The following is a 26464-nucleotide window of genomic DNA, read 5'->3' as shown; positions in this document are numbered from 1 at the left end:
AAACAAATCCAATTTTATAGATTGTTGCATGAATGAATACACTACATAAAAACTACTTTGAGAAGCCAGTAGTACTTTCGGTTATTGTGCCTTATTTCAATGAGCAAGAGGTGTTACCTGAATGCCATTCTAGGTTGACTGCCGTTCTTGATGCTTTAGATGACCGTTGTGAAATAATTTATATCGATGATGGAAGTTCTGATAATAGTAAGGCGTTAGTGGAGAGCTTTCCTGTTTCGGGTTGCGACGTGATTAGTTTAGGGCTGAGTCGAAACTTTGGTAAAGAAGCGGCGATGTCTGCTGGATTGGAGCACTGTCGAGGGCTTGCTGTCATTCTCATTGATGCCGATCTGCAAGATCCACCAGAGTTAATTCCTTCTATGCTGGAAGAGTGGCGCAAAGGCTTTGATGTGGTCAATATGCAGCGCAGTCATCGACATGGGGAATCTTGGTTTAAACGTTTTTCCGCTGCGTCATTCTATCGAGTATTAAACTCAATGGCTCAGTTGAAAGTGCCCGAAAATGTCGGGGATTTTCGCTTACTAAGCCGTGAAGTGGTTGATCATATCAATCGTTTACCAGAGCGCAATCGCTATATGAAAGGCATTTTTTCATGGCCTGGTTTTAAACAATCTACGCTGCAATTTGAACGTGATGCTCGCTTTTGTGGTGAAACAAAATGGAATTATTTAAAGCTGTTTGGGTTAGCGATGGATGGCATTACTTCGTTCTCAATCCGCCCATTACGCATAGCGACCGTTCTTGGTGCGCTGATTGCGTGCACTGCTTTTGTATACGGTTCAATTATTGTTACGAAAACAGTCATGTATGGTGAAGCCGTAAGTGGTTACCCATCCATGATGGTTGTGATGCTTGGCCTTGGTGGGATTCAACTATTGAGTATTGGGTTACTCGGTGAGTACATAGGTCGAATATTTATTGAAACGAAAGCAAGGCCGTTGTATCTCGTTCAATCAATTTCAGAACAGCCAGCGAAACAACATACCACTTTTTTAAAGGCGATGGCATGAAACTGAACGTTGACATTAAGCGTAATCACCTCTGGATTTTACTTGGCTTTGCACTTTTACTCAGATTACTTTCATTAGCCGCTTACCCATTAATGGATACGACCGAAGCTCGTTACGGTGAAATGGCAAGGTTGATGGTCGAAACTGGCAATTGGTTGACGCCACAATTTGATTACGGGATTCCTTTTTGGGGTAAACCACCGCTGTTTACGTGGATGAGCGCTTACGGCATTCAAATTTTTGGACTGAATGAATTTGCAGTAAGAGCACCGCATTGGTTGACTGGAGTGGCCACTATTCTTCTGATTGCTTACATGGCGAGAAGAGTGGGTGTGAGTGGGTTAGTTTCCGGTATTGTGCTTGCTACTTGCGGTATCTTCTCGATTGCGGCTGGTGCCGTTATGACGGATATGGCACTAACCTTAGCGATGACGATTGCCATGGTCGGTTTTTACTTTTGCTGGCTCGACAATAAAGCAACAAAATCGGGATTTGCATGGGGAATAATTGGGTTTTTAGGGCTGGCCATGGGACTACTGGCGAAAGGACCCGTAGCGATCGTTATTATGGGTATTGCAGTTTTACCTTGGCTTATACTTCAACATGGTTTTCTGAATGGATTTCATGAGCTTTGGCGTCGTTTCCCAATTGTCTTTGGTTCAGTTGCGATGCTGTGTGTGGCTTTACCTTGGTACATTTTAGCGGAACTGAAAACACCCGGTTTTATTGATTACTTCATTGTCGGGGAGCATTTTAAACGTTTCGTCGTCAGTGGATGGGAGGGCGATCTATACGGCTCTGCTCATGATGAAGTGAAGGGGATGATTTGGGTCTTCTGGCTACAAGCAGCGGCTCCTTGGTCTATTGTTCTACCGTTTTTAGCTTGGCGAAGACGAGCCATGATTAAAGAAGTCGGTACCACTCACCATGGGCTGTTTAGTTTTTTATTATGTTGGTTGATCTCTCCATTAGTACTCTTTACTGCCGCAGGAAATATTCTTCCAGCATACGTGTTACCAGGAATACCCGCTCTTGGTCTCATGATTGCTATGCTGATAAAAGAGAAAGATTTGAAGTGGTTTTCAGGAGTCGCATGTATTTTACCTGTAGTACTGATGATTGCACTATTGATGCTTAATCTCGGTAAAGCTGAGCGCAGAAGTGATCGCGTTATCTTTGAACAAATCCAAGACAGTGCGCCTGCTTTTTATGTAGGTAAACGACCATTCTCTGGCCAGTTTTATAGTCGAGGGCAGGCTAAACGATTTACCTCGAATCAGCAGATCTTTAACTTAGATCGTTTTTACCTCATTGGAAAGATGGAGCCTGTTGAAACGCTTATTAAGGATTTGTCGCTGAATTGTAGAATGGAATTTACCGCGGTATCTAAGCGTTCACTTTTTACCTGCATGAAGATTGAAAATGATACAACGACTGATTAAGTTTTCTGTAGTGGGAGGCATCGGCTTCATAGTCGATGCCACCATCTTTGCGACGTTGAATATATTCTTTCATTGGGATCTGATGCTGATTCGAACGATAGCTTTCATTGGTGCCGCTACAACGACTTGGCTAGGAAATCGAATCTATACATTTAGTGACGTTGAAGACGCTCCTCGTTTGCAGCAATGGAAAAAATTTATCCTAGCGGCATCTATTTCTGCGGTGCCTAACTTTGTGGTGTTTAAATTGAGCCTGGAGTGGATTGGACCCGATGGATGGTATGTCTATATCGCCTTAGTATTAGGTGTACTGGCGGGAATGATAAGTAACTTTTTATTGAGTTCTCGATGGGTGTTCAAGGCTTCAAGTTCGTGTTAGCAATTTAACGTTAAGTTATTTAATGTTACGGATACAGAAAAGCGCAGATCTCTCTGCGCTTTTTATTATTTATAGACCTGAAGTGAGCCCGCTTGCACCATTAACGATGTTTAGGCTTACGATTTCCTTTCGGTTTTGCATTTCCACCTTGGGGGTTTCCATTCGCTTTCGCTTGGTTAGAACCTTGAGGGCGTTGTTTGCTTCGGCTTGGATTTTCACCTTGTTGATTATTTGCCGAGTTACGCTGACCTGTCGGTTTACCGTTACCATTCTTACTTGGTGAATGGTTGTTTTTCGAATGACCATTTGGCGATTTACGCTCTTTTTCACCACCCAATCCTGGTTGACCTTTTGAGTGTTTAGTCGCAAAGCGGTTTGCACCATGTCGCCCTGTTTTACGGCGTTGTGCTGGAGTCTGTGTTTCTAAGTCTTCAGCAGGCACTAAACAGTGAGGCTTGTCACCAATTAAGTGTTTTTGCCCCATCTCAATCAGAGCTTCACGAATGATCGGCCAGTTTGCTGGATCATGGTAGCGCAATAGAGCCTTGTGTAATCGACGATGACGTTCCCCTTTAGGTACAGGGACGTCTTCGCGTTTTTTATATTTCACTCGTTTCAGTGGGTTGGTTTCTGAGTAGTACATTGACGTTGCGTTACACATCGGTGATGGGTAAAAGTTTTGTACTTGGTCACACTCAAAATTATTTTTCTTCAACCACTGAGCTAGATGAAGCATGTCTTCATCTTCTGTTCCTGGGTGAGCCGAAATAAAGTATGGAATCAGGTACTGCTTCTTACCTGCTTCTTTACTGTACTTCTCAAACATCTCTTTGAAACGGTCATAGCTTCCCATGCCCGGTTTCATCATCAGATCCAATGGCCCTTTCTCTGTATGCTCAGGGGCAATTTTCAGATAGCCACCAACGTGATGAGTCACCAGTTCACGCACGTATTCCGGCGATTGAATCGCAAGGTCATAGCGAACGCCAGATGCAATCATGATTCGCTTTATGCCTTTCACTTTACGAGCTTCACGATAAAGATCGATAGTGTGCTTATGATCGGTATTGAGCTTATTACAAATCACAGGGAAGACACATGAAGGACGGCGACAAGTCGCTTCTGCTTTAGGTATTGAACAGCCTAAACGGTACATGTTTGCGGTAGGGCCACCTAAATCCGAGATTGTGCCTGTGAAACCTGGAACTTTATCTCTGATCTCTTCCATCTCATTGATGATCGACTCTTGCGAGCGGTTTTGAATAATGCGTCCTTCATGCTCAGTAATTGAACAGAATGAACAGCCACCAAAACATCCACGCATGATATTGATCGATGTTTTGATCATCTCATAAGCTGGAATTTTAGCTCCGCGATACATAGGGTGCGGAACTCGAGCGAAGAATAGCCCAAACACATAATCCATCTCTTCAGTGGTCAGAGGAATAGGGGCTTGGTTAACCCACAATTCGCGATTGGCGTGGCGTTGGATCAGTGCTCGGCCAGAATGCGGATTCGTTTCTAAGTGCATAATACGGCTAGCGTGAGCATATAGAATTCGGTCATTGTTCAGCTTTTCGAAAGGAGGTAAACGTATTGCTGTATTTTTAGAATCGTGGCGCGAAGGGCTTATATAAATCGGTTTTGCTTCAACTTCAACAGGCTTATCTTGTGCCGATTGAGCGTCTTTATTTGTTTCACACTGGGTTTCAACTTCGTATGGGTTAACCGGAACATAAGCGGTTTTCCCCGGCTTTTCTATACGAGAAGAGTCAATGATTTTAAAACCTTCCGGCTCCGCTGGTAAATTAACAGCCGTACCACGAATATTGGTCATATCCGCGATGGATTCGCCATTTGCTAAGCGGTGAGCAATATCGACGAGGGCACGTTCAGCGTTACCAAAAAGAAGTATGTCTGCTTTTGCATCAAACAGCACTGAGCGACGAACTTTATCAGACCAGTAATCGTAGTGTGCGATACGGCGCAAACTCGCTTCAATACCACCGAGAACGATAGGCGCTTCTTTATAAGCTTCGCGACAACGCTGTGAATAGACCAAAGTGGCACGATCTGGACGCTTACCGCCTTCATTATTTGGCGTGTAGGCATCATCATGGCGAAGTTTACGATCAGATGTATAGCGGTTGATCATCGAGTCCATGTTACCCGCAGTAATACCAAAAAATAGATTTGGCTTACCTAGCTTCATGAACGCGTCTTTATTGTCCCATTTAGGTTGAGCAATAATACCAACACGGAACCCTTGCGCTTCTAAAAGGCGTCCGATGATAGCCATTCCGAAGCTTGGGTGGTCGACATAAGCATCACCTGTGACAATGATAATGTCGCAGCTATCCCAACCTAGAGCATCCATCTCCTTTCTACTGGTAGGCAAAAAGGGTGCGGTTCCGTAGCACTCGGCCCAGTATTTTTTGTATTGATGAATAGGAGTGATATCGCTGTACATATTTTGACCTCTGATCTTTGAGGCGGGAATTATAGCGATATGTGATGTGAGTAGCTAGTGGAACATCCCCCTTGATTTTCTGGGTGTTTTCTATCTTTGACTAATGCTAATGAGGTAGTGAATCTCATTCTTATTTGGAGGGTGGAATTCGCACACTTTAAAACAGCTTGTGACTATTAAATAACGGTAAATGTGTTGATATGGGTGAGATATTAGTCAATTGCCGGGCTTTTCGCTGTTATTGAACATGGATGAAATAGAACCATTAGGAACTCACCCTTTTACTCTGATATGATCCGCCCCCTATAAAATCAAATTACGAAGCAATTGAGATGGTTGAGTCTATTCTAATGTCATTCGCGCCTATGTTGTTAGGTGCACAGCTAGTGTTAACCCTAGTTTTGGTCAAAGGCGATATATGCCCAGGTCAGCGAGGAAGAGTGCATAAAATGCTGCCTGCGATCGGTGTACTTTGGCTCGCAGTAGCTTCGATTAAGATTGAAGCTTTCTTAGTCGTGTTTGCGATATTCTATTTTTTCTCTAAGGTTCAGACCAATAAAACCCGCGATAAAGGGCCGTTATGGTTGCTCTATCTAGCGAACGGACTTGCACTCGCTTACGTTGGCATTGTTATCAGTGAGCAGCCATCAATCGCAGCATCGATTGTGAATTTTGCCTATATTGGAACATTAGGGGCGATCTTCGGTCAGTTGTTACTGTTGATTGCTCGCTCTCGATTGGACGCATTTCATCGTATTTTACCTGTCGCTGGCGTATTGAGCGGTATGCTGGTAGTGCTGGCGACCTTGTTGCACGCATACAGTCTCAATGAAGAGTCACTGGCTTTGGCGACACAAGGCTTATTAATAAGCTTTGCTCTACTTATCATCGGTATTGTTATTTGGTGCTGGCATCTATTTTTGTCTCAGTCTCCGAATAAGTTACAACTGACTCTTGCAAACCTTACGTTGTTGGCTGCAACCATTGGTTTACAGGCCTTTTTTATCGTTTGAGATAATTGCGAATTTTTCATCATATTTCGCAAAAAGTCACATTCTGACCTTAAAATTCGGTCTACGCTTAAAGTATCTAAATCCACTAGGAGCGTGATCATGGAATTGAGCAGTGTGGGAAGCCTAGACAGCAGTATTCTATTAGGTATTGTGAATGAAAAACTGCGTTTAGAGTGTGATAGCTTTGAAGAGTTAGTGAGTATGTATGAAATGGATGAACAGAATGTCGTCGGCAAACTTGATGGTTTGGGCTATCAATATGATCCATTGACCAATCAGTTTAAGTCCTACTAGTGAATAGAACGTGATTCATTCGCTTCATTAACTGCTTGCTTTCAAAGTGCTTGCTTTTCAAATTGAAGCCAGTGATGCCGATAGAGTCCTTTCTCTATTGGCAGACTATTTATTGGCAAGCTATCTATTTGTAAACGTTCTATTAGCAAACTTTCTAATGGCAAACGTTATGTAGGTAGCCTTGTTATTGACTAGGTTTGTGTTATGCCATCTTGATCCCATCAAGATGGCTTTTGCATTGCTGGCGAGCGGTATTAAAAAAAGCTTGAAGGTAATGTTTATCTTTTTCTGCATTTCTTGTTGCCGCGAATAAACGTCTCCATAACCCTTCCCCTAAAGGTTTGCTGGTAATTAAACCTTGTCGAGAGAATTCACTGATAGCCCAGTTGGGTAATGCTGCGACGCCAAGCCCTGCGGATACCATCTGTACTAGCATCAACGTATTATCTGCTTGCTTCCATTTTGCGGGCTCAACACCTGCGGGGCTCAGAAAATGTTTAACGACATCTAAGCGCTGTTTTTGAACGGGATAAGACAGCATCGTTTCATTGATGAGATCTTTGGGCTCGATGATCTCTTTATGGGCGAGCGGGGAGTGGGTAGAAGTAATCAAACGCATTTCGAAATCAAACAGTGGCTCATAGTGCACTTCAGATCGTGGTTGGATATCTGATGTGATCACCAAATCAAGCTCTCCCGCGAGCAGTGCTGGTAAAGGTTCAAAACCAAAGCCAGAAGAGAAGTCTAACGTGACACTTGGCCACGTAACTTGATACTCCTTAAGTGCAGGCATGAGCCATTGGAAGCAAGAGTGGCACTCAATCGCCATGTGCAATCTACCATTTACATCTTCTTTCAAGCTTGCTAGCTCATTTTCTGCTTTTGCCATCCTAGGCATTATGTCGTCAGCCAGTTTAAGCAAAATATCACCTTCAGACGTGAATTTTACCGGACGAGTCTTGCGTAAAAAAAGCTGTCCACCAAGCCTCGCTTCTAAATCTTTGAGTTGATGAGACAGCGCAGACTGTGTCAGATGCAATGACGTCGCGGTTGCCGTTAACGAGCCCGTATCCCTTAGCGTTACTAATGTCCGTAAATGTTTTAGCTCTATCATGAGTGTCCCTCATATTCCTTAAGCTTTCTGAACGTTATCAATACTTTTACGTGATTGAATTACTTACATCAGAGTTCTTTCTCGCTGTTTATAAGACTTAAACTACGACTCTTTTTGTGAGTTGTAAACATCTAGATGGCTAAATGAATTAATTAAATCTAATGGGGAGCTGAGAAACATGAATTTAATTCATAAACAAAATGAATATTTGGAGGTTGTTCAATGAGTCGTTTGACGCGATAGTTTAGCCATCCAGACATCTTGAGTGCGTTAGGGTAATCAAGTGAACTGAGCGAAATGACCTATTTAAGCGAATAATAAGGAATATTAAGATGGCTAGATTTGAAGCAGTAGAAAATAAAACAACCACTCACATTCTTGGCTACCCACGTATTGGCGAGAAGCGAGAACTGAAGTTTGCTTTAGAAAAATATTGGCGTGGCGAAATTGATCAAAACGGTTTGAAAGAACTAGGAAGCGAACTTAGGCTTCGTAACTGGAATACTCAGGCTGAGGCAAAACTCTCTTTTGCCACCGCAGGTGATTTTGCATGGTACGATCACGTTCTCACAACCACATTACTGCTTGGTCATGCACCGAAACGACATGCTGGTGGAGAAGAGGGCGAAAAGGCATTTCCAGATCTGGATACTCTTTTCCGCGTAGGTCGTGGTCAGTCTCAAGTTGAGTGTGGTTGTTCTAACCATTCTGGTGAAGGCAATGCAGCATCGGATATGACAAAGTGGTTTAATACTAATTACCACTATATCGTGCCAGAATTCAGTAAAGATGACAGTTTTGAAGTGAGTTGGCCCCAGTTATTTGAAGAGGTAAGCCAAGCCATTAATGCTGGCCACAAAGTGAAGCCAGTGCTGTTAGGTCCGCTGACTTATTTGTATCTTGGTAAAGAGGTTGAAGAGGGATTTGATCGACTTACCTTATTGCCGAGATTGCTTACGGCTTATCAAACTATTTTAGCAAAACTCGCAAAACTAGGGGTGGAGTGGGTACAAATTGATGAACCAATTTTGTCGCTAGAGCTAGAAAAAGAGTGGCTGAACTCATTCAAACTTGCTTATCAAGTCCTACAAAGTGATGTGAAACTACTCTTAACCACCTACTTTGATTCGGTGTCAGATACCCTCGATAAAATCGTTGAACTGCCTGTCAATGGCCTGCATATTGATTTGTCTGCCGCACCAGAGCAACTTGATTATGTGGTTGAAAAATTACCGCAAGAGTGGGTACTTTCTGCGGGTGTGATTAATGGGCGGAATGTGTGGCGAGCAGATTTAGGTGCTGAATTAGCTCGTCTACAGCCAGTGAAAGATAAGCTGGGTGATAAGTTGTGGGTTGCGAGTTCTTGTTCATTACTTCATAGCCCGGTAGATCTTGAGTTAGAACAGAAACTGTCAGATGAAGTGAAGAGTTGGTTTGCATTTGCGAAGCAAAAAGTGACCGAAGTGAGCCTGTTAGGGGCGGCGCTTGATGGCGACCAAAACGCAATTCTAGCTTGTGAAACTTACAGCCAACCCATTGTTGCTCGTCGTACTGCTGAGCATGTTAATAAGCCCAAGGTGCAAGCTCGGTTGAATTCAATTACTAAGACTTTGGCTGAACGAAGCGCAGCATACCCTGAACGTGCAGCGCATCAAGCAGAGGTTCTTGGCCTTCCATTATTGCCGACCACAACCATAGGGTCATTTCCTCAAACCGGAGAAATTCGAATTCAGCGCAATGCGTATCGCACAGGGAAATTGACAGAAGCGGAGTACAACAGTGCGTTAAAAGGTCATATTGCTGATGCGGTTAAGCGCCAAGAAGCTTTGGATCTGGATGTTCTTGTCCATGGTGAAGCGGAACGTAACGATATGGTTGAGTACTTTGCTGAGAACCTTGAAGGCTTTCAAACGACTCAGTTTGGCTGGGTGCAAAGTTATGGTTCACGTTGCGTTAAACCGGCGATTGTCGTAGCAGACATCGAACGAGAAAAACCAATGACTGTCGAGTGGTCTACCTATGCGCAATCCTTAACATCAAAACAGATGAAAGGAATGCTAACCGGCCCTGTGACTATTTTGTGTTGGACTTTCCCTCGTGAAGATATTAGCCGCAAAGAGATAGCCCAACAATTGGCATTTGCGCTTCGTGATGAGGTTTCAGATCTTCAAGATGCAGGTATTAACATTATTCAAATTGATGAACCTGCAATCCGTGAAGGCTTACCGTTGAAGCAGAGTGATCACGCAGAATACCTTGAGTGGGCTGTGGATGCGTTTAAGATTTCGGCGGCAAGTGCAAAACCAGAAACGCAAATACATACTCATATGTGTTACAGCGAATTTAATGAGATCATTCAGTCAGTGGCCGATTTAGATGCCGATGTGATCACCATTGAAACATCACGATCGAATATGGAGTTGCTCAAAGCGTTTGAGGAATTTAACTATCCGAATGAAATTGGCCCTGGCGTCTATGACATTCATTCGCCAAACATTCCAACGCAAGAGTGGATTGAAGATCTGCTTCGTAAAGCGGCGGATAAAATCCCAGCAGAACGCTTATGGGCAAACCCTGACTGTGGTCTAAAAACCCGAAATTGGAAAGAGACAGAAGCGGCTCTCGCGAACCTCGTGTCAGCGGCGAAGAAATTGCGCGTAGAACTGGCTTAAAAGGTTCTGGGTTTGGTCAAAGGGGCGGTGGTAATTCTGTTTGTTCGTTTGTTCGTTAGTTCGTTAATGTGAATGCTTAGCGCGATTACTTAATTTGATACAAAAATGGAATGACCTAAAATAAAAAAGGTTGATACACATTCGCTATTTAAATAGAGAATCGGTATCAACCTTTTCGTTTCATTGCATCAAACAGCCTACGCGAAATAGGTTCTATAAACTTTCACAGCGCTGCTGAGATATAAGCTCATCGACCATCAACTGACCGCGAGAGTTTCTCAGCATAATTCGGTAACTCACACCTATCTCTAGGTTTTGAAGCACTTCAACATTATTGCAGTAATAATCCATGCTGCTTTTTATGACGCTGTCGATTGGTTTCGCACCTTTCGCGTCGGTGTTATAGAGCATCATTAATTCAACCACACCATTTTTAGCCGACGCTCGCATGATTGAAAGCGGGCCTTGCTCAATCGGTAAACCAGCAGAAAGAACACTGGCTCGGCTTTGAGCGGTAAGCTCTATCATTCGTTGCTTTTCCTGCTCCTCGGTTGATGCGCAACCTGATAAAACAAGTAAAGAACTCATGAGAGCAATGGCTATACGAATTGTGGTCATCTAAAACACTTTTTTGAATGGTTTCACAATAACATTTTCATACACACCAGCACCGATGTAAGGATCGGCATCAGCCCATGTCTGAGCTTCGGCAAGGGAGTTGAATTGTGCGATAACAGTAGATCCAGTAAAACCCGCTTCACCCGGATTATCTGAATCGATGGCTGGCATAGGACCCGCAGTCAGTAGGCGGCCTTCATCTTGCAGTAGCTGTAAGCGTTCTAAATGCTGCGCGCGCACGCTCATACGTTTTTCTAAAGAGTTTTCTACGTCTTGTGAAAAGATGACATACCACATATTCAATATCCTTACTTTATGTCTGACTTCTATAAATGCTTATACAGCTAAGTTAGTCCGTTCAATGTACTGGAAGTTCACACCTTTAACCTCGAATTGAGCGCTATTTTGTGAATCTATCCTTGATTTACTGGGCGAGGGCGGCCTTCACTGTCGATTGCAACATAATTAAATGTCGCTTCACAGACTTGGTATCGATCCCCGATGCCATCAATCTTCACAGGTTTAATCCAAACTTCAAGATTGACAGACATAGAAGTGCGGCCAATTCGAGTACATTCACCGTAACAACACACCACATCACCAACGCTCACTGGCTGTTTAAAAGTGATACTTGAAACTGATACGGTAACAACACGGCCGCAAGAAATTTCTTTTGCCAGAATAGCACCTGCGAGATCGAGCTGTGACATGATCCAGCCACCGAAAATATCACCGTTAGCATTAGTGTCTGCAGGCATAGCAAGTGTACGAAGAAGAAGTTGGCCTTTTGGCGAGTTGATTTCTTGAGTCATGTTTAGAGGGTTCCGAAACGACAAACGAATCAGCGACCAATACGGTCGCTGAAAATTTAATGGCGGGATTATATCAAAAATAATCTATTGATCATCTAATGATAAAGCTTAACCATCATTTTTATCATTAGATGCCTGGTCTTCCGGTAGCTGTTGATCTTTTGGCAGATGCTTATAGATATAAACACCAGTTAATAAGGTAAACGCGAAGGTTGCAGCAAGTAGGCCGAATACTTTGAAATTGACCCATACATCGAGTGGTAAGCTAAATGCAACATAAACGTTCAATACTGCACAGAAGCTAAAGAAAACAACCCATGCCCAGTTAATTTTGTTCCAGACTGAATCAGGAAGCGTAATCTCTTTGCCTAGCATCCCTTTGATTGCCGATTTGCCTATCATATGGCTGATCAAAAGCCCAAGCGCAAAAAGAGTGTAAACAATCGTCACTTTCCACTTGATGAAGTTTTCATCATGCAGGAAGATCGTCATGCCACCAAATATGGCCACCATTAAAAAGGTGATGACTTGCATCTTTTCAACTTTTTTGTAGATGAAGTAAGTAATAGCAATCTGAATTGCTGATGCCACAATTAATGCGCCAGTTGCGGTATAGATGTCATACATCTTGTAAAGGGCGAAAAATATTATTAGTGGAATAAAATCAATTATTTGCTTCATGTTGCAAGATATATCCTATTTAAGTAATTGGGCACAGTCTAACGAAAAGTGCCCCAATGCAAAACAGATAGTGACAATTGGATACAAAAAATAAGCAAAGATCGTTATTTCATCATACTTGTAGATTGGAATTGTGGGATTAACCCTTTTATATCTTCCAAGTAACCTTCGCTTCGTAAGTTCTCAACGGTCGAGTGAAGCTCTTCACAACTCATCGCAAAGCATGAAGATTTTCCTGTCATCAAGTCTAAGTATTGATGGTATTCACTTTCAGTAAAGTGACCAATTCTGTCTAGTAGCAGGGCTTTGATTCCGTGATGGATGAGCCCGTAGTATGTGTGTCTTTGAACAGTCATAACTTGTACTCCATGTCTGAGTAGTTTGTCAGCAATTTCGATACTGGTCACTACTGTGTATGAAGAATAACTAGCAAAACAAATGCCAAAGTTTTAACGCTATTTTATCGCTTTTATGCCACAAATACTCAATTTGAAAATCAATTTGAATATTTGGCATCCCTCACCATTTACTGTTCCTCTCATTGTCTAAGACGTCTGTTTTTCATCTGCTTTAATGGTATGAAATCCAGACCAAATTCGAGTAAAGGTTGTGATCCAGCAAAGCGCTGAAAACACATAAGCGATATTTGCAAATTGAGAAGGAAATAAACAGAACAAAACAAAACAGCCAATAGTTTCTGTTCCTTCAGTTAATCCGCTCATGTAATAGAGGGACTTATTACTATAGACCGGATTATTAATGTTTCTCTTTCCTGCCATAACAGCAAAAGCGAGAAAACTACTGCCGGTGCCAATGAACGAAAAGATAAGCAGGGCGCCAGCAATAGCGTTTTGATCGGGGTTTGCCAGTACAAAGCCGAACGGAACAAGCGAATAAAATAAAAAATCTAAACTGATATCTAAGAAGCCACCAGAGTCTGTGATCCCTTGAATTCTCGCAAGAGCCCCGTCTAAACCATCGAATATTCGATTGATAACAATGAACAACAAGGCCCACTGATACTGCTGAAAAAGTAGAGCAGGAAAGGCTAAACAACCGAAAGCGAAGCCCGCAACCGTGATTTGATTGGCGGTAAGCCCTGCGGTGTTCGCGTGCTTAGCCGCGAAAGTGAGGGGTTGGCGAATGATTTGGATACTAAAGCGATCAAGCATGACTATCTCCCCATGGCCACGTTAAGCACTGGCTATTTGGTGGCACATCGTCACTGTCATGCGTCACCATTATTGTTGGTATATTGGCGTGTTTAAGCTGCGTAAATACCCAATCACGAAACTGAACTCTTAGCTCTTTATCTAATTTACTGAATGGTTCATCTAATAATGCCAGTTTGGGTTGAGCCAATAACATGCGTACTAAACTGACCCTTGCTCGCTGCCCACCAGAAATTTGGTCGGGGAGTGCATGGGCAAGTTCTAATAGACCCACTTTGTCTAAAGCCGCCATGGCAGCATCTTTACGCTCGTTTCCTTTGATTCTATTTGGCAGTGCAAACGCAAGATTTTCCCAAATGTTAAGGTGCGGGAAAAGGAGGTCTTCTTGAAATAGAATCCCCACTTGGCGCTTGTGTGGTGGTAGATCGCCAATAGTGTTACCACAAAGCGTTATCGTTCCTTGTGCCGTGAAATCGGGAGATAGATGACCTGCAATAGCGCTTAATAACGTTGATTTCCCACAGCCACTTGGACCCATTAAGGTTAATACTTCTCCAGCTTTAACTTGGGTCGAGATGACAGGAAATAGCAGATCGCCTTTATGTTTAGATATGGCGAGGTTTTTTATGCATAGAGTCATGTTTTAATGGCTTCCGAACAATTTGAGGTTGCTGATGGTGAGATCGCGTTTTAGCGAGATGAAGGCGGCTTACAAGCACCGCAAAAGAGAAGAAAATAAACGGCAGAAGAGCTTGCCACATGGCATAAATAGCAGTGACACGTCGATCATAGCCGCTAGCTAAGGCAACCGCTTCCGTTGTTAAGGTTGAAATTCTGCCCGCTCCCAGCATGAGAGTCGGCAAATATTGCGCTAGGCTGACACTCATACCGACTGCCCAAGCAAACATGATGGCAGGGAAAAGAATAGGCGCTTTGATTTTTAGCCACACATGCAGTGGCGTTTTTCCTAAACTTAGAGCCGCTTGTGAGATACAAGGATCGTAACTGCGCCAGGGGCCGTCTAGGGCTAAAAAAACGAAAGGAAACGCAAAGAAGATATGTGACCATGTCACCCAGAAGAAATAGGCATCGCCAGAAAAATAGAGTGTGGTGATCTGAATGCCGAATAAAATGGAGAGTTGAGGCACCAGCATAGGGATAGCAATCACAATGCCCGGCACATGCCAGCGGTTTTTTTCTCGGAATTCATGGCAAATAATGGCGAAAAATAGGGCGATGGTTGCGGCGAGTATGGCAATGAGAGTGCTATCAACGATGGTAGGCACCACGTTTTGCCACTCAGTCATCCAAAATCGAGTGCTTAGTTGCGTTGGGAATAGGTCAGGGAATCGCCAGCGTTGAGCAAAACTCCATAGCAGCATGAGAGGCAGCGTCATGATACTGATGCTAGCTAAACCTATGAATAGGCTAAGGCCCGGAAAGCTTACGCCAGAACGGCCTGATACTTGCCAATGTCTACAGTATCTTGTTATGAACTGCTCGACTGACCGAGCAAATCCAATCAACACCAGCGTAAGAGCAAATAACAGCATCGCCCCTGCACCTGCTCGGGGTAGCAAGCTCAAGTCTGGATCACTAAACCACTGCCACACTAATACCGCAAATGTTGGCGGGTTGGTTGGGCCCACAATCAAACCCACATCAACGACGGACGCACTGTAAGCAATAATCGCCATCATCGGGAAGCGAATTTTGGTGAGCCATTGTGGTAATACACACTTCCACCACATCTGGGCTGGTGTGTAACCTAAACTACTGGCCACTTTGTGTGTTTGGTCGATATTAAGTTGCTGAATGATGGGAATGCTCATAAGCAACAGAAAAGGAACCTCTTTGATGACCAGAACCAAGGTTAGTCCCAGAGCGTAAGCGTTTTTAATGAGCCAACTCTGAGAGGAAGGGTCACTGATGAAAGGTAGCCACTGAGCTAAAGGCTCAATCAAGCGAGCAAGCATTCCGGTAGGTGAGAACAGGAACGCAAAACCGATGGCAAACGCAACATGTGGCATTGCCAGTAGTGGCGACAGGAGGTTCTCTATCTTTTTCCAGACAGTACTTTGCCAGCTATTTTGTAGAATGGCGAAAGTGATCAAGCAAGTGAGTAGACTGCTCGTAAGAGTGCTGAAAACGGTCAAGCCTAAAGATTGCGCGCTGCCACTCCATTGAAAAACCGCTAGATAGCCGTTAAGCGAAACTTGGCTTAGACCTATCGCAGGAATATAGCCAAGTGACGATAAAATAACCCCGACAATACCTGGCGCGATAGGCACAATGCATACCGTCATAATCAGTAGGTAAAGCCCCCTTAACATTGAGGGCCTAACTGAATTTTTAGTGGTGCGTTAATCGTTTTAATTAAGATGATAGTGATGACCTATTTTATTTTCCGTAGCGTTTAAGCCACTCTTTTTCCAGTGCAACTTGCCAACTTGGATGCGGCTCAGCAACTGATTTGAATAGTTTGGTATTTTTCGCACTGCCTGTTAAATATTGCGACTGTAGGATAGATGGATCGCCCCAAATATTCAGGTCGCCTTTGCGTGATTGTGCTTCTGGGCTTAAAAGGAAGTTAATAGCAACTTGAGCCCCTTCTTTTGCTGAGGCATTCCATGGAATAGCCAAAAAGTGAATATTGCTCAGTGCGCCTGTCTCAAAAGCGTATGCTTGAGTTGTCTCTGCTAACTTACCGCTCGCTTGAGCAGAGAAAACGCCATTTGGATTGAATGTGATCGCAAGATCGATTTGATCATCATCAAGGAGCTGAAGCATTTCTGATGAGCCAGCAGGAAATTGCTTACCTTGACGCCAAGCTGTTTTGTGTAACTCGTCTAGGTATTTCCATAGTGAAGCGGTAACGAGTGGGAAGTCGGCGTCATTAACTGGTTTCTGCAGTGTTGCATCGTTACGAGTCAGTTCAATAAGCAGTGCTTTCAGGAAGCTTGTACCATGAAACTCAGGTGGTTTTGGGTAAGCGATACGATTAGGAAAGGCCTTGCTGTAGCTGAGTAACTCACTAAAAGAAGAAGGAGGATTATTTAATGTTGCTTGGTCGTGAATAAATACCAGTTGACCAATGCCCCACGGTGCTTCTAGTCCATCGGTTGGTTCAGAAAAGTCAAAATCAACAGGGAAATCTTGGTTTACATACTCCCAACTCGGTAAAGTGTTAACGAAAGGACCAAAGAGTAGATTGCTGTTTTTCATCGACTTAAAGTTTTCGCCGTTAATCCACACCATGTCGACACTGCCGCCATCACTCTTTCCTGCTGTTTTTTCTGCCAATAAACGAGCCGTCGTTTCTGATATGTCTGCCACTTTCACATGTTTAAAAGTGATGCCATAGCGACTGTTTAGCTCTTGTCCAGCCCAACGTAAATACTGGTTGATTTCTTGGCTTCCACCCCAAGCATGAAAATAGACCACTTGGCCTTCCGCTTTTGCTTCAATTTCTTGCCATGATGCTGCATGGGACGACAGAGAGAGTAGGGATGTACAAAGGAGCAAAAAAAATCGTTTCATAATGTCAAAAATCCATTTTAGTTAAACGGCAACAGTGCGTTTAAGTATTGTTGTAATTTATTGTATGGCAAGTTAATGATTTTGTAATGTTATCTCTGTTTAAGACCTGTTACCAAGGAAAAAACTTTCATAGTTTGACTGTTTTTAATTAGTTAGCCTGTTTTGGTCGGATAAAAGGGGACAATTAGAGTGGGAGGGTTTGAATTCGTGACATTATTTTCGGTTAATTGCGAATAAAAAAAGCTGCTCAAAATAGAGCAGCTTTTTATGACAATTAAGCTTTTGAGCTTAGGTTTAAGCTTGTTGTTTCTCTAGTTCTGCTTTCACAACGTCATCTTCAATTAATGAATCAACGATAACAGCACAAGCAGCATCACCAGTGATGTTTAGTGCAGTACGGATCATATCGAAAATACGGTCAAGAGCGAACAATAGCGGTAGACCTTCGATTGGAATGCCAGCAGCAAGTAGTACAGCCACAACTAGGAACGAAGGACCAGGAACGCCCGCTTGACCAACAGCACCCAGTGTTGAAGTGATGATGATTGCGATGTATGCGCCCATAGAAAGGTCGATGTTGAACAGTTGTGCAAAGAAAATCGCAACAAGGCCGTAGTAGATTGCGTTGCCCGACATATTAATGGTGGCACCAAGAGGAAGAACAAAAGATGCTGTTGAGTTACGCACGCCTAGCTCTTTTTCGCAGGTTTCCATTGTTACTGGAAGTGTCGCCATTGAAGATGCAGTTGACAGAGCAACGGCTTGAGGTTTCTTCATTGCGGTTAAGAATTTCTTAGCAGACGTCTTAGTGAATATTTGGATCATTAGCGGGTAAGCAACAAAACCAAAGATTAAGATAGCAGCAACATAAACGACGAACAGTTTGAATACGACCATCAGTGCGCCGAAACCAAATGTGCCGACAGCTTCAGCCATAAGACCAAACACACCCAGTGGAGCGATGATCATCACTTTGTTGATCATCCATACCATTGCATCAACGATTGCGTTCACGCCATTGATAATTGGCTCACGTTTCTCTTTTGCTTGCTTCGAGATAGCGATACCAAAAAATAGGCAGAAAACAAGAATTTGAAGAATGTTAGCTTCGTTCAGTGATTGGAAAACGTTGGTTGGGATCATACCAGTGATGGTAGCCCAAAAAGTAGGTAGTTCACCTTTAGAAGCGTATTCAGCAGAGAACATGCCTTCGACGCCAGATACGTCGATACCACGTCCTGGTTCGAAAACCTCACCCATAATTAGAGCAAGTGTCACCGCAAGAGCTGATGTCAAAGCGAAGTAACCAAGAGTAGTCACACCAACTTTACCAGCAGAAGAGCTATTACCTAGACCAGCAGCACCAGAAATAAGTGCAACTGCGACTAAAGGTATAACCAGCATTTTGATTAAATTAATAAAGATTGCGCCTAGTGGAGCAAAGATTGTTGCGCTTTCACCCATCATGGCACCAACGGCAGTACCAATGATCATAGCGATGACAACTTGGACACCGATGTTGCTTAATAAATTGTTTTGTTTTAACACTTCCATAACCTCTGTGCTATTTAATTGTAATTTCCCAGTATTAGTCTCTACTGTACGGCATAGATGTGGACTAATATCTCGCAGTAGTTTTACACTTAATTTTCATATTTAGCAATGAGAGAACAATTGCGCATGGTCTCAAAGTGCTGTTTTATGTACCGTTGGGTTAAATTGCGCACGCTGGCAACCGATTGCTGAGGGTTGTGCCACATTATTTATGTGTTTTATTTATAAAGTAAATGCTAGCCATATGAATTGTGAATTATGAAAATAAGTGGATTGTTAACACTTGTGAGGGGGTGGTGGGAGTTGATTTTTAGATCTTAAATTTAACAACATTTTGTGTTGAATGTTATTTTTTGAGTCGGTGATTGTTATTGTGTTATGGGCGAGGAGAGCAAAAAAAGAGCACAAAATCGTACTCTTTTTGTTCAAGTCGTGTGTAAGTCAGATCCAGAGTTCAGATCATTATTTCACCTACTGTTTATTTTTGAGTTGCCGCTTTCATTGAGGAGACAAAGCTCGAAAGCTGGCTAAGCATCTTCTCTGGCTGTTCAAGATGACTCTCAATAATTTTAACGACGGCTGAACCAGAGATTGCGCCAGCGGCTCCAGCTTGAATGGCCTCTTGAACCTGTTCTGGTTGGGATATGCCAAAGCCAAGTAGGGCTGGTGGTGCGTCAAATGCATTGAGGCGCTCTAATAAAGCCGTAACAGGCATATTCGCTTTGGTTTCTGCTCCTGTTACCCCTGAACGTGAAAGTAGGTAAGTGTAGCCACCCCCAAGGTCAGATACCGATTTCAGAGTTTCATTACTTGCTGTCGGTGGGGCGATAAAAATCGGATGCACACCATGTTTTTCAGCAGCGGCGACGAACTCGGTACTCTCATTGGTAGGAACATCTGCGATTAATACAGAATCAACTCCCGCCTCAGCACATCGTTGATAGAAATTCTCGATTCCACCCGCAAATACAAGGTTAGCGTACATCAATAAGCCGATTGGAAGATCTGGATGTTGAGCTCTGATTTTTGCGATCAGGTCAAAACAGATACTTGGAGTGGTTTTTGACTCTAAAGCTCGGATGTTCGCCCCTTGAATGGTTGGCCCGTCTGCAAGAGGATCTGAGAATGGAATGCCAAGCTCCAGCGCATCTGCACCCGATTCAACCAGTGTTTGCATGATCTGCAAAGAGAGCTCTGGGCTTGGATCGCCAATAGTGACGAAAGGAACAAAAGCGCCTTGTTGTTTGTCAGCTAAGCGCTGAAATAGTGTTTGATAGCGATCCATTATAGCGCTCCTTCTTTGTTGTCTGCTTTATTTGCAGCTTGTTGTTCAAGAATGTCATGTACAGTGAAAATGTCTTTATCTCCACGTCCTGAAAGGTTAACGACAAGCAATTGCTCTTTTTCTGGTTCGTCTTGAGCCATCTTGATTGCGTAAGCCAAAGCATGTGCTGATTCTAGTGCTGGAATAATCCCCTCTTTACGAGCTAATAGCTGAAACGTCTCTAGTGCTTCATCATCGGTAATGGATTCATACTGCGCTCGACCAATCGAGTTTAAGTAGGCGTGCTGTGGGCCAACAGATGGAAAATCAAGCCCGGCAGATACTGAGTATGACTCTTCTACTTGACCGTTAGGATCTTGCATCAAAGGTGATTTCATACCGAAGAAAATACCTGTTTTACCGTGTTTTAGAGGCGCGCCATGTTGGTCGGTATCGATACCTTTACCCGCGGGTTCAACCCCAATTAAGCGTACATTTTCTTCTTCAATGAAGTCCGCAAACATGCCAATCGCGTTCGAACCACCGCCGACACAAGCAATAACCGCATCAGGCAGACGACCTTCGCGAGCTAGGATTTGGTTCTTCGTCTCTTCGCCAATCATGTGTTGGAATTCACGGACAATGGTTGGGAAAGGGTGAGGGCCCGCAGCAGTACCTAATAAGTAGTGAGCTTCTTCATAGCTTGCAGACCAATCACGCAGTGCTTCGTTACACGCGTCTTTTAAGGTTGCAGAGCCTGAATGAACAGGAATGACTTCCGCTCCCATTAATTTCATACGGAACACGTTAGGACTCTGACGTTCCACATCTTTTGCACCCATGTAAACTCGGCATTTTAGATCAAGCAGCGCACACGCTAGAGCAGTGGCAACACCGTGTTGACCAGCACCAGTCTCTGCGATGATCTCTTTTTTACCCATACGTTTCGCAAGTAACGCTTGGCCTAATACTTGGTTGGTTTTATGAGCGCCACCATGGAGCAAATCTTCACGTTTAAGGTAAAGTTTTGTTTTTGTGCCCTTAGTCAAATTACGAGTTAGGGTGAGTGCGGTTGGGCGACCTGCATACTCTTGCAATAGCGTCATGAATTCAGATTGAAATTCAGGATCTTTTTGAGCATCAATAAAAGCTTGCTCTAGTTGGTCTAGTGCAGGTACTAAGATTTGTGGTACGTATTGTCCACCGTATTCGCCAAAATAAGCATCAAGTTTCGCCATGATTACATCCCTTTTTTTATCTTTTTGTTGCTGACATATCGGTTGGTATTGTTAATACATCAGCATTTAATTTGGTTGATTTGCTATTTATTCGTTCTTTAGCACTCGTTTTTATTGCTCAGTGTTGCTACGGATTCAGCTGTGGTTAATACGCTCGAACTTCAGCAAACGCATGTTGAAGCTTTTGGCTGTCTTTTGTTCCCGGCTGTGATTCCACGCCAGAGTTGAAATCCAAACCTAAACAGCCCAATGCTGCTGCTTGTCTTGCGTTTTGTGGCGATAATCCGCCCGCCAACATAATGTTGTTTGTGTCATTGATGAGTTCCCAATCGAAACTCACTCCTGTTCCACCAGATTGATTGCCGACTTTGGCATCCAATAAATGACGGTCAATGTGAGAGGCGAGTAAGCTAGGCATCGTTTCAGCAACGCCATAGGCTTTCCAAATCTCAGTTGAGGACGGTAGTAAAGCTTTCAATGTGTCGACATAGTGTTGATCTTCCTCACCATGCAGTTGTACCGCGCTTAACCCAAGTTCAATGGCATAAGATGAGACTTGCTCAATAGATTGGTTTTGGAAAACACCCACATATTTAAGTGGTGCACCGCTCATTACGATTCGGGCTGATTCCGGATTCACAAAGCGTTTGGATGTTTCGACAAAAATAAGGCCACCAAATACGGAACCTGCTTGATAAGCTTTGGCTGCGTCGTCGGGATGAGTTAATCCACACACTTTATTTTCGCCTAGAGTGACACTTCTGACGGCTAATTCAATGTCATCTTCAGCCATAATAGAGCTGCCGATAAGGAAGCCTGACGCAAACTCGGAGAGTTCTCGAACTTGCTGGTGGGTATAAATACCCGATTCCGAAATAATAGTCGTGCCTTTAGGAAGCAATGGCGCTAACTCTTTGGTGCGATTCAAGTCTGTTGATAGGTCGCGTAAGTTACGGTTGTTAATTCCAATCACTTTCGCTTTTAGTGCCACCGCGCGTTCAAGTTCTTCTTCATTGCTGACTTCCGTTAAAATGCCGAGCCCTAGTGAATGAGCCACTTCTGCAAGTTCACGGTATTGCTGATCATTAAGTACGGACAGCATCAGTAAAATGGCATCGGCACTATAATGGCGAGCTAGATAGACTTGGTAGATATCAACCATGAAGTCTTTACACAAAATAGGCTGTGTGACCTGTTTACGAACTTGGGGTAAAAAATCGAAATTACCTTGGAAGTATTTTTCATCGGCCAAAATTGAGATTGCACTGGCGTGGTCGTTATAAACCGAGGCAATGTAATCAAGGTCAAAGTTATCGCGAATTAACCCTTTAGAAGGCGATGCTTTTTTACATTCCAGTATAAAGGCCGCTTTATCACCAGAGAGCGCCGCGTAGAAATCTCGATCGGATGGAACCAACGATGCTTTAAAGCTTTCTAGAGGTTGAGACTGTTTTCTCGCCTCAATCCATTTGTGTTTGTCGTTGACAATTTTTACCAGCACTTCAGCCATCTCGGTATTTTCAATAGAGATGTGCTCTGAAAGTTGTTCTGCTTTGGCTTCTGATCTCGATGTCATCTATTTATCCTCGTTGCGCGAGTTGTTGTACTAGCTCAAAGGCTTTGCCTGAATTCATTACCTCAATCGCATGTTGGGTATTTGCTTTGAGATCTTCTCGTCCAAATAGGCGCAGTAATAGAGCGACATTGGCAGCAACGGCACCTAATTGAGCATCGGTTCCTTTGCCTGTCAGCATGTCGGAAATGATTGCGCGATTCTCTTCTGGCTCTCCACCTTTAATGGCGTCAAGCGGGTAAGTTTCTAATCCAAAGTCTTCAGGCTGAAGTGTGTACTCTGTGATTTTTCCATCCTTAATTTCAGCCACTAAGGTTTCGCCGTGAATTGCGACTTCATCTAGGCCACTACCATGTACTACTGCCGCTCGTTTCATTCCCATTTGTAGCATGGTTTCCGCGATAGGACGAACCAGTGACGCATCATAGACGCCCATTAACTCGATGTTAGGACGAGCAGGGTTGATCAATGGCCCTAAAATATTAAAGAGAGTGCGCGTTTTCATGGTTTGACGAACAGGCATCGCGTGACGGATGCCTCCGTGGTATTGCGGTGCGAACAAGAAAGCGACACCAAGATCATCGACGGCTTTACGAGTATCTTCTGCGCTCATCGCAAGGTTGATACCAAATGAGTCAAGTAGATCCGATGATCCAGATTTACTTGATACGCCACGGTTGCCATGTTTTGCGATTTTTACGCCACATGCCGCCGCAACAAACGCAGCAGTGGTTGAAATATTAATGGTGTTTGAACCGTCGCCACCTGTGCCAACGATGTCGGCGAAGTCATAATCAGGGCGAGGGAAAGGACTCGCATTGGCAAGTAGCGCTTTTGCGGCACCTGCGATTTCATCTGGTGTCTCGCCTTTTATTTTTAGAGCCGTAAGAGCTGCCGCCATCAGAATTGGGTCTAATTCACCTTGAATAATGACATCAAAAAGCTGGTGGCTCTCTTGCTGAGTCAAAGATTGTTGGTCGTACAATTTGTTGATGATGCTTTCCATTGTTGATTCCATAATTTTTTCCTCTAAATCCGTTTAGGCGTGTGCTTCGTCTAAAGCCCATTCAATTGCGTTGGAAAGCAGTGTTGCTCCGTAAGTCGTCATAATTGATTCTGGGTGAAACTGAAAGCCGCAAATTTTGTCTTGTTCATGAACCACTGACATTACTAAACCATCCACTTCGGCGGTAATGGTTAATGTTGGTGGCACATGAGTTGCCACGAGTGAGTGATAACGCGCAATCGCAAGTGGAGAGGGTAAACCTTGATAGGTCGAGTGATTGCTGTGTTCCATCATCGAAACCTTACCATGAATGATTTCACCTGCGCCCGCAACTGTGCCGCCATAAGCTTCAACAATGGCTTGGTGTCCAAGGCAGATACCAATCATCGGTACTTTGCCTTTTAGTGCTGTGATCAGTTCAGGCATACAACCCGCTTCTGATGGTGCGCCAGGGCCCGGTGACAATAAAACCAGTGGGTTATCGAGTTGATTAACGGCTTCTGCTATCACCGTAGCGGCAATGTTGTTTCGATAAATAGTCACTTGATGACCTAGTGAGCGGAATTGATCAACTAGGTTATAAGTAAAGGAGTCGAAGTTATCGACAAAGACGATATTAGCCATGCTTATGACTCCTGCTTTTGGGCGTTTTTAGATGCGACTTCTGGTTTGCGGTGTGCATCTTGAATGGCAGAAATAACAGCTTGAGCCTTGCCGCGTGTTTCATCTGCTTCTGCTTGTGGGTCGGAATCAAACACCACGCCAGCTCCCGCTTGAACTTGTGCCATTCCGTTTTCAACATAAGCCGAACGAATCACAATGCAGGTATCTAAATCGCCTTCACCGGTTAAGTAGCCTACAGCACCACCGTAACTGCCTCGACGAGCTTGTTCGACGTCACGAATCAATTGCATTGCTCTGATCTTAGGTGCGCCAGTCAGGGTTCCCATGTTCATGCACGCTTGATACGCATGAAGAGCGTCAAGATCTTCTCTTAGTTGCCCAATCACGCGAGAAACGAGATGCATGACGTGGCTATAGCGGTCTACCTTGAGTAAGTCAGCAACATGACGAGTGCCAGCGGCGCTGATTCTTGCTACATCGTTACGAGCTAAATCGACCAACATCATGTGTTCAGCGTTCTCTTTTTTGTCTGTGCGAAGTTCAAGTTCTATTCGACTGTCTAAGTCAAAATTGATACTGCCATTTGCATGTTTTCCGCGTCGACGAGTTCCGGCTATTGGGTAGATTTCAACTTGGTTTGTGTCTGTTTCGTATTTCAATGCGCTTTCTGGTGATGCCCCGAAAAGGGTAAATAGCTCATCTTGCATATAGAACATGTAAGGGCTTGGATTACTCTCTTTTAATGCTTTGTATGCGGCAAGGGGAGAAGGGCAAGGGAGAGTAAAATGGCGTGAAGGCACAACTTGGAACACATCACCTTTCACAACAAACTCTTTTAAATCACGAACGGTTTGACAGAAATCTTCATCACTGACGCTTGGAACCGCATCTGTGCACTCAACGGTTTGAGCAGCAGGTAGATTTGCTAGAGATTGGCATTGGTGATTAATCTGCTCTAGGCGCTGCTCAAGTTGACATTTTTCTACCTGAGTAGATTCAAATAGACTAGCTTGAAGTGAGCAGGATTCTGTTTGATGATCGACGATCATCAAGGTTTCAGCCACGTAGAAGACATAGTCTGGACACTGGTTCGTTGCTTTCGCATTGCCAAGAGGTTCAAAGCTTGCGACTAAATCATAAGCGAATAGACCACCAATGAAGATCGCATGTTTGTCTTGGTTCTCTAAGTTGAAACTGTGTTGCACTAAGCGCAGTGCATCAAATGAAGATGCTTCTCTTAGACGACTGTCCTCATCTAGGCAGAGGTTATTCGTTAAGTCATCAGAAGCGTTATCATCTTGGTAGATAATAGTAAGCGCATTCTCTTCAAGTTGGGATGAGATGTGTTGATGGATGTTACGCGCTAAGTGTTTAATTAGGTTACGCCCATTGTCTGTTAGGGCATTAAATACAACCTTGTGCCCATGACAGACAATTCGAACCGCTGCGTCAATCAGTAATAGGCTTTTAAGATTCTGTTTTGAATCAATCTCAGCAGACTCAAGTAAAAGACTGTCGGTTTTGTTTTCACATAATGTATGGAATAGACGAGTTGGATCTTGAGCATACGGAATAGAGGTATGCAAGACGTCGATTTTTCCTAGCTTCTTAATTTCAATGGCCTTGTTCACAAGACCTCCTTGAGTAATATTTATTAATTCTTCCTGCCTACATAGTCGCATAAAGCGAGAACGCACCCAATCTGCAATCTTCCGATATCGATGTTTTATTGTTCAGTTGAGTGTGAGATGTACAGCAAAATAAAAAGCCCGCTCATTGAGCGGGCTAAATGTATAGATTTTATTAATTAAAAGTATACGTTAGCCCACCAAGAACTTGTCCAAGTGCGCCACCAACTAAGATCAGTTGCATTAACTGAAAGTTTGTCTTTATGGTTTTGGTTAAATTCTTGTAACATAGTGAACCCAAAAAATGATTTAGTGTATTTGCGTACTAGTTAACTAGTG

Annotated in this window: 25 protein-coding genes and 1 other annotated feature; of the genes, 6 read left to right on the top strand and 19 right to left on the bottom strand. The window is 43.6% G+C overall.

The annotated features are described in order from the left end of the window. Positions 1 to 32: 32 nt before the first annotated feature. Genes OCV39_RS09065 through OCV39_RS09055 form a run of 3 tightly spaced genes read left to right on the top strand, consistent with a single transcriptional unit; the run spans position 33 to position 2852 of the window. Entirely contained in the window at positions 33 to 1031 is a 999-nt protein-coding gene (locus tag OCV39_RS09065) for a glycosyltransferase family 2 protein (protein ID WP_261888332.1), read from the top strand. Next, the gene (locus OCV39_RS09060) at positions 1028 to 2473 is read left to right on the top strand and encodes an ArnT family glycosyltransferase (protein WP_261888331.1); all 1446 of its coding nucleotides are present in this window, start codon (positions 1028 to 1030) and stop codon (positions 2471 to 2473) included. Before OCV39_RS09065 ends, OCV39_RS09060 begins: the two co-directional genes overlap by 4 nt. Next, positions 2454 to 2852: a GtrA family protein gene (locus tag OCV39_RS09055; RefSeq protein ID WP_136993770.1), complete on the top strand. Its 399-nt coding sequence runs from the start codon at positions 2454 to 2456 to the stop codon at positions 2850 to 2852. Before OCV39_RS09060 ends, OCV39_RS09055 begins: the two co-directional genes overlap by 20 nt. 100 nt (positions 2853 to 2952) lie before the next feature. Here the strand turns inward: OCV39_RS09055 and OCV39_RS09050 are convergent, their stop codons facing one another. Next, complete coding sequence (locus tag OCV39_RS09050) at positions 2953 to 5322, bottom strand: YgiQ family radical SAM protein (RefSeq protein ID WP_029203293.1); 2370 nt, start codon at positions 5320 to 5322, stop codon at positions 2953 to 2955. A gap of 332 nt (positions 5323 to 5654) precedes the next feature. Between OCV39_RS09050 and OCV39_RS09045 the strand changes: the two genes are divergently transcribed. Together OCV39_RS09045 and OCV39_RS09040 are read left to right on the top strand one after the other, a co-directional pair. Then, the gene (locus OCV39_RS09045) at positions 5655 to 6335 is read left to right on the top strand and encodes a hypothetical protein (RefSeq protein WP_113797395.1); all 681 of its coding nucleotides are present in this window, start codon (positions 5655 to 5657) and stop codon (positions 6333 to 6335) included. 99 nt (positions 6336 to 6434) lie between these two features. Further along, entirely contained in the window at positions 6435 to 6629 is a 195-nt protein-coding gene (locus OCV39_RS09040; RefSeq protein WP_017051996.1) for a DUF4250 domain-containing protein, read from the top strand. A 202-nt stretch (positions 6630 to 6831) separates the two neighbouring features. Here OCV39_RS09040 and OCV39_RS09035 read toward each other — a convergent pair whose 3' ends face one another. Beyond that, positions 6832 to 7743 (bottom strand): LysR substrate-binding domain-containing protein, encoded by a 912-nt coding sequence (locus tag OCV39_RS09035; RefSeq protein ID WP_017051997.1) that lies wholly within the window; start codon positions 7741 to 7743, stop codon positions 6832 to 6834. Positions 7744 to 8075: 332 nt separating this feature from the next. On the opposite strand from OCV39_RS09035, the gene metE reads away from it, so the two are divergent. Beyond that, positions 8076 to 10415 (top strand): 5-methyltetrahydropteroyltriglutamate--homocysteine S-methyltransferase, encoded by a 2340-nt coding sequence (gene metE / locus OCV39_RS09030; RefSeq protein WP_113797393.1) that lies wholly within the window; start codon positions 8076 to 8078, stop codon positions 10413 to 10415. A 213-nt stretch (positions 10416 to 10628) separates the two neighbouring features. On the opposite strand, the gene gspS2 is transcribed toward metE, so the two are convergent. From gspS2 to OCV39_RS08945, 17 genes are all read right to left on the bottom strand, one after another. Next, a complete protein-coding gene (gene gspS2 / locus OCV39_RS09025; RefSeq protein WP_113797391.1) occupies positions 10629 to 11033 on the bottom strand; it encodes a GspS/AspS pilotin family protein in 405 nt (134 codons plus the stop codon). After that, complete coding sequence (locus OCV39_RS09020; RefSeq protein ID WP_017052000.1) at positions 11034 to 11330, bottom strand: YciI family protein; 297 nt, start codon at positions 11328 to 11330, stop codon at positions 11034 to 11036. Between the two features lie 116 nt (positions 11331 to 11446). Then, a complete protein-coding gene (gene yciA, locus OCV39_RS09015; protein ID WP_017052001.1) occupies positions 11447 to 11845 on the bottom strand; it encodes an acyl-CoA thioester hydrolase YciA in 399 nt (132 codons plus the stop codon). Between the two features lie 108 nt (positions 11846 to 11953). Beyond that, positions 11954 to 12526, bottom strand: a complete 573-nt coding sequence (locus OCV39_RS09010; RefSeq protein ID WP_261888330.1) for a septation protein A — start codon at positions 12524 to 12526, stop codon at positions 11954 to 11956. Positions 12527 to 12630: 104 nt separating this feature from the next. Next, complete coding sequence (locus tag OCV39_RS09005; protein WP_017052003.1) at positions 12631 to 12882, bottom strand: hypothetical protein; 252 nt, start codon at positions 12880 to 12882, stop codon at positions 12631 to 12633. A 189-nt stretch (positions 12883 to 13071) separates the two neighbouring features. Further along, positions 13072 to 13698: a CDP-alcohol phosphatidyltransferase family protein gene (locus OCV39_RS09000; RefSeq protein WP_261888329.1), complete on the bottom strand. Its 627-nt coding sequence runs from the start codon at positions 13696 to 13698 to the stop codon at positions 13072 to 13074. Next, entirely contained in the window at positions 13691 to 14338 is a 648-nt protein-coding gene (locus OCV39_RS08995; protein ID WP_261888328.1) for an ATP-binding cassette domain-containing protein, read from the bottom strand. Before OCV39_RS08995 ends, OCV39_RS09000 begins: the two co-directional genes overlap by 8 nt. Beyond that, entirely contained in the window at positions 14304 to 16031 is a 1728-nt protein-coding gene (locus OCV39_RS08990) for an ABC transporter permease (protein ID WP_261888327.1), read from the bottom strand. Before OCV39_RS08990 ends, OCV39_RS08995 begins: the two co-directional genes overlap by 35 nt. 67 nt (positions 16032 to 16098) lie before the next feature. After that, entirely contained in the window at positions 16099 to 17238 is a 1140-nt protein-coding gene (locus tag OCV39_RS08985) for an ABC transporter substrate-binding protein (protein WP_017052007.1), read from the bottom strand. A 294-nt stretch (positions 17239 to 17532) separates the two neighbouring features. Beyond that, positions 17533 to 18792 carry a dicarboxylate/amino acid:cation symporter gene (locus OCV39_RS08980; protein WP_113797387.1) on the bottom strand — a complete coding sequence of 420 codons (1260 nt, stop codon included), beginning with the start codon at positions 18790 to 18792 and terminating at the stop codon, positions 17533 to 17535. A gap of 478 nt (positions 18793 to 19270) precedes the next feature. Continuing rightward, on the bottom strand, positions 19271 to 20077 hold the full coding sequence (gene trpA / locus OCV39_RS08975) for a tryptophan synthase subunit alpha (RefSeq protein ID WP_261888326.1): 807 nt from the start codon (positions 20075 to 20077) through the stop codon (positions 19271 to 19273). After that, entirely contained in the window at positions 20077 to 21294 is a 1218-nt protein-coding gene (gene trpB, locus OCV39_RS08970; protein WP_017052010.1) for a tryptophan synthase subunit beta, read from the bottom strand. The genes trpA and trpB overlap by 1 nt, the downstream gene beginning before the upstream one ends. Before the next feature lie 145 nt (positions 21295 to 21439). Next, a complete protein-coding gene (gene trpCF, locus OCV39_RS08965) occupies positions 21440 to 22870 on the bottom strand; it encodes a bifunctional indole-3-glycerol-phosphate synthase TrpC/phosphoribosylanthranilate isomerase TrpF (protein ID WP_261888325.1) in 1431 nt (476 codons plus the stop codon). 4 nt (positions 22871 to 22874) lie between these two features. Continuing rightward, positions 22875 to 23873 carry an anthranilate phosphoribosyltransferase gene (trpD, locus tag OCV39_RS08960; RefSeq protein WP_390903245.1) on the bottom strand — a complete coding sequence of 333 codons (999 nt, stop codon included), beginning with the start codon at positions 23871 to 23873 and terminating at the stop codon, positions 22875 to 22877. 33 nt (positions 23874 to 23906) lie between these two features. Further along, positions 23907 to 24497, bottom strand: a complete 591-nt coding sequence (locus OCV39_RS08955) for an aminodeoxychorismate/anthranilate synthase component II (RefSeq protein ID WP_261888323.1) — start codon at positions 24495 to 24497, stop codon at positions 23907 to 23909. A 2-nt stretch (positions 24498 to 24499) separates the two neighbouring features. After that, positions 24500 to 26179, bottom strand: coding sequence for an anthranilate synthase component 1 (locus OCV39_RS08950; protein ID WP_390903217.1), 1680 nt, complete (start codon positions 26177 to 26179; stop codon positions 24500 to 24502). A gap of 77 nt (positions 26180 to 26256) precedes the next feature. Further along, positions 26257 to 26358: a sequence feature (Trp leader region), on the bottom strand. Then, positions 26305 to 26415 (bottom strand): Trp operon leader peptide, encoded by a 111-nt coding sequence (locus tag OCV39_RS08945; RefSeq protein ID WP_084654809.1) that lies wholly within the window; start codon positions 26413 to 26415, stop codon positions 26305 to 26307. It overlaps the preceding feature by 54 nt. Positions 26416 to 26464 lie beyond the last annotated feature (49 nt).

The sequence above is a fragment of the Vibrio cortegadensis genome, assembly GCF_024347395.1.
GTDB classification, from domain to species: domain Bacteria; phylum Pseudomonadota; class Gammaproteobacteria; order Enterobacterales; family Vibrionaceae; genus Vibrio; species Vibrio cortegadensis.
This window is presented reverse-complemented; position numbering and strand designations above follow the sequence as displayed.

Excerpts from the sequence above, each read along its gene's own strand:
- OCV39_RS09065 (WP_261888332.1), top strand. The coding sequence starts at position 33 with ATGAATACACTACATAAAAACTACTTTGAGAAGCCAGTAGTACTTTCG.
- OCV39_RS09060 (WP_261888331.1), top strand. The coding sequence starts at position 1,028 with ATGAAACTGAACGTTGACATTAAGCGTAATCACCTCTGGATTTTACTT.
- OCV39_RS09055 (WP_136993770.1), top strand. The coding sequence starts at position 2,454 with ATGATACAACGACTGATTAAGTTTTCTGTAGTGGGAGGCATCGGCTTC.
- OCV39_RS09050 (WP_029203293.1), bottom strand. The coding sequence starts at position 5,322 with ATGTACAGCGATATCACTCCTATTCATCAATACAAAAAATACTGGGCC.
- OCV39_RS09045 (WP_113797395.1), top strand. The coding sequence starts at position 5,655 with ATGGTTGAGTCTATTCTAATGTCATTCGCGCCTATGTTGTTAGGTGCA.
- OCV39_RS09040 (WP_017051996.1), top strand. The coding sequence starts at position 6,435 with ATGGAATTGAGCAGTGTGGGAAGCCTAGACAGCAGTATTCTATTAGGT.
- OCV39_RS09035 (WP_017051997.1), bottom strand. The coding sequence starts at position 7,743 with ATGATAGAGCTAAAACATTTACGGACATTAGTAACGCTAAGGGATACG.
- metE (WP_113797393.1), top strand. The coding sequence starts at position 8,076 with ATGGCTAGATTTGAAGCAGTAGAAAATAAAACAACCACTCACATTCTT.
- gspS2 (WP_113797391.1), bottom strand. The coding sequence starts at position 11,033 with ATGACCACAATTCGTATAGCCATTGCTCTCATGAGTTCTTTACTTGTT.
- OCV39_RS09020 (WP_017052000.1), bottom strand. The coding sequence starts at position 11,330 with ATGTGGTATGTCATCTTTTCACAAGACGTAGAAAACTCTTTAGAAAAA.
- yciA (WP_017052001.1), bottom strand. The coding sequence starts at position 11,845 with ATGACTCAAGAAATCAACTCGCCAAAAGGCCAACTTCTTCTTCGTACA.
- OCV39_RS09010 (WP_261888330.1), bottom strand. The coding sequence starts at position 12,526 with ATGAAGCAAATAATTGATTTTATTCCACTAATAATATTTTTCGCCCTT.
- OCV39_RS09005 (WP_017052003.1), bottom strand. The coding sequence starts at position 12,882 with ATGACTGTTCAAAGACACACATACTACGGGCTCATCCATCACGGAATC.
- OCV39_RS09000 (WP_261888329.1), bottom strand. The coding sequence starts at position 13,698 with ATGCTTGATCGCTTTAGTATCCAAATCATTCGCCAACCCCTCACTTTC.
- OCV39_RS08995 (WP_261888328.1), bottom strand. The coding sequence starts at position 14,338 with ATGACTCTATGCATAAAAAACCTCGCCATATCTAAACATAAAGGCGAT.
- OCV39_RS08990 (WP_261888327.1), bottom strand. The coding sequence starts at position 16,031 with ATGTTAAGGGGGCTTTACCTACTGATTATGACGGTATGCATTGTGCCT.
- OCV39_RS08985 (WP_017052007.1), bottom strand. The coding sequence starts at position 17,238 with ATGAAACGATTTTTTTTGCTCCTTTGTACATCCCTACTCTCTCTGTCG.
- OCV39_RS08980 (WP_113797387.1), bottom strand. The coding sequence starts at position 18,792 with ATGGAAGTGTTAAAACAAAACAATTTATTAAGCAACATCGGTGTCCAA.
- trpA (WP_261888326.1), bottom strand. The coding sequence starts at position 20,077 with ATGGATCGCTATCAAACACTATTTCAGCGCTTAGCTGACAAACAACAA.
- trpB (WP_017052010.1), bottom strand. The coding sequence starts at position 21,294 with ATGGCGAAACTTGATGCTTATTTTGGCGAATACGGTGGACAATACGTA.
- trpCF (WP_261888325.1), bottom strand. The coding sequence starts at position 22,870 with ATGACATCGAGATCAGAAGCCAAAGCAGAACAACTTTCAGAGCACATC.
- trpD (WP_390903245.1), bottom strand. The coding sequence starts at position 23,873 with ATGGAAAGCATCATCAACAAATTGTACGACCAACAATCTTTGACTCAG.
- OCV39_RS08955 (WP_261888323.1), bottom strand. The coding sequence starts at position 24,497 with ATGGCTAATATCGTCTTTGTCGATAACTTCGACTCCTTTACTTATAAC.
- OCV39_RS08950 (WP_390903217.1), bottom strand. The coding sequence starts at position 26,179 with ATGCGACTATGTAGGCAGGAAGAATTAATAAATATTACTCAAGGAGGT.
- OCV39_RS08945 (WP_084654809.1), bottom strand. The coding sequence starts at position 26,415 with ATGTTACAAGAATTTAACCAAAACCATAAAGACAAACTTTCAGTTAAT.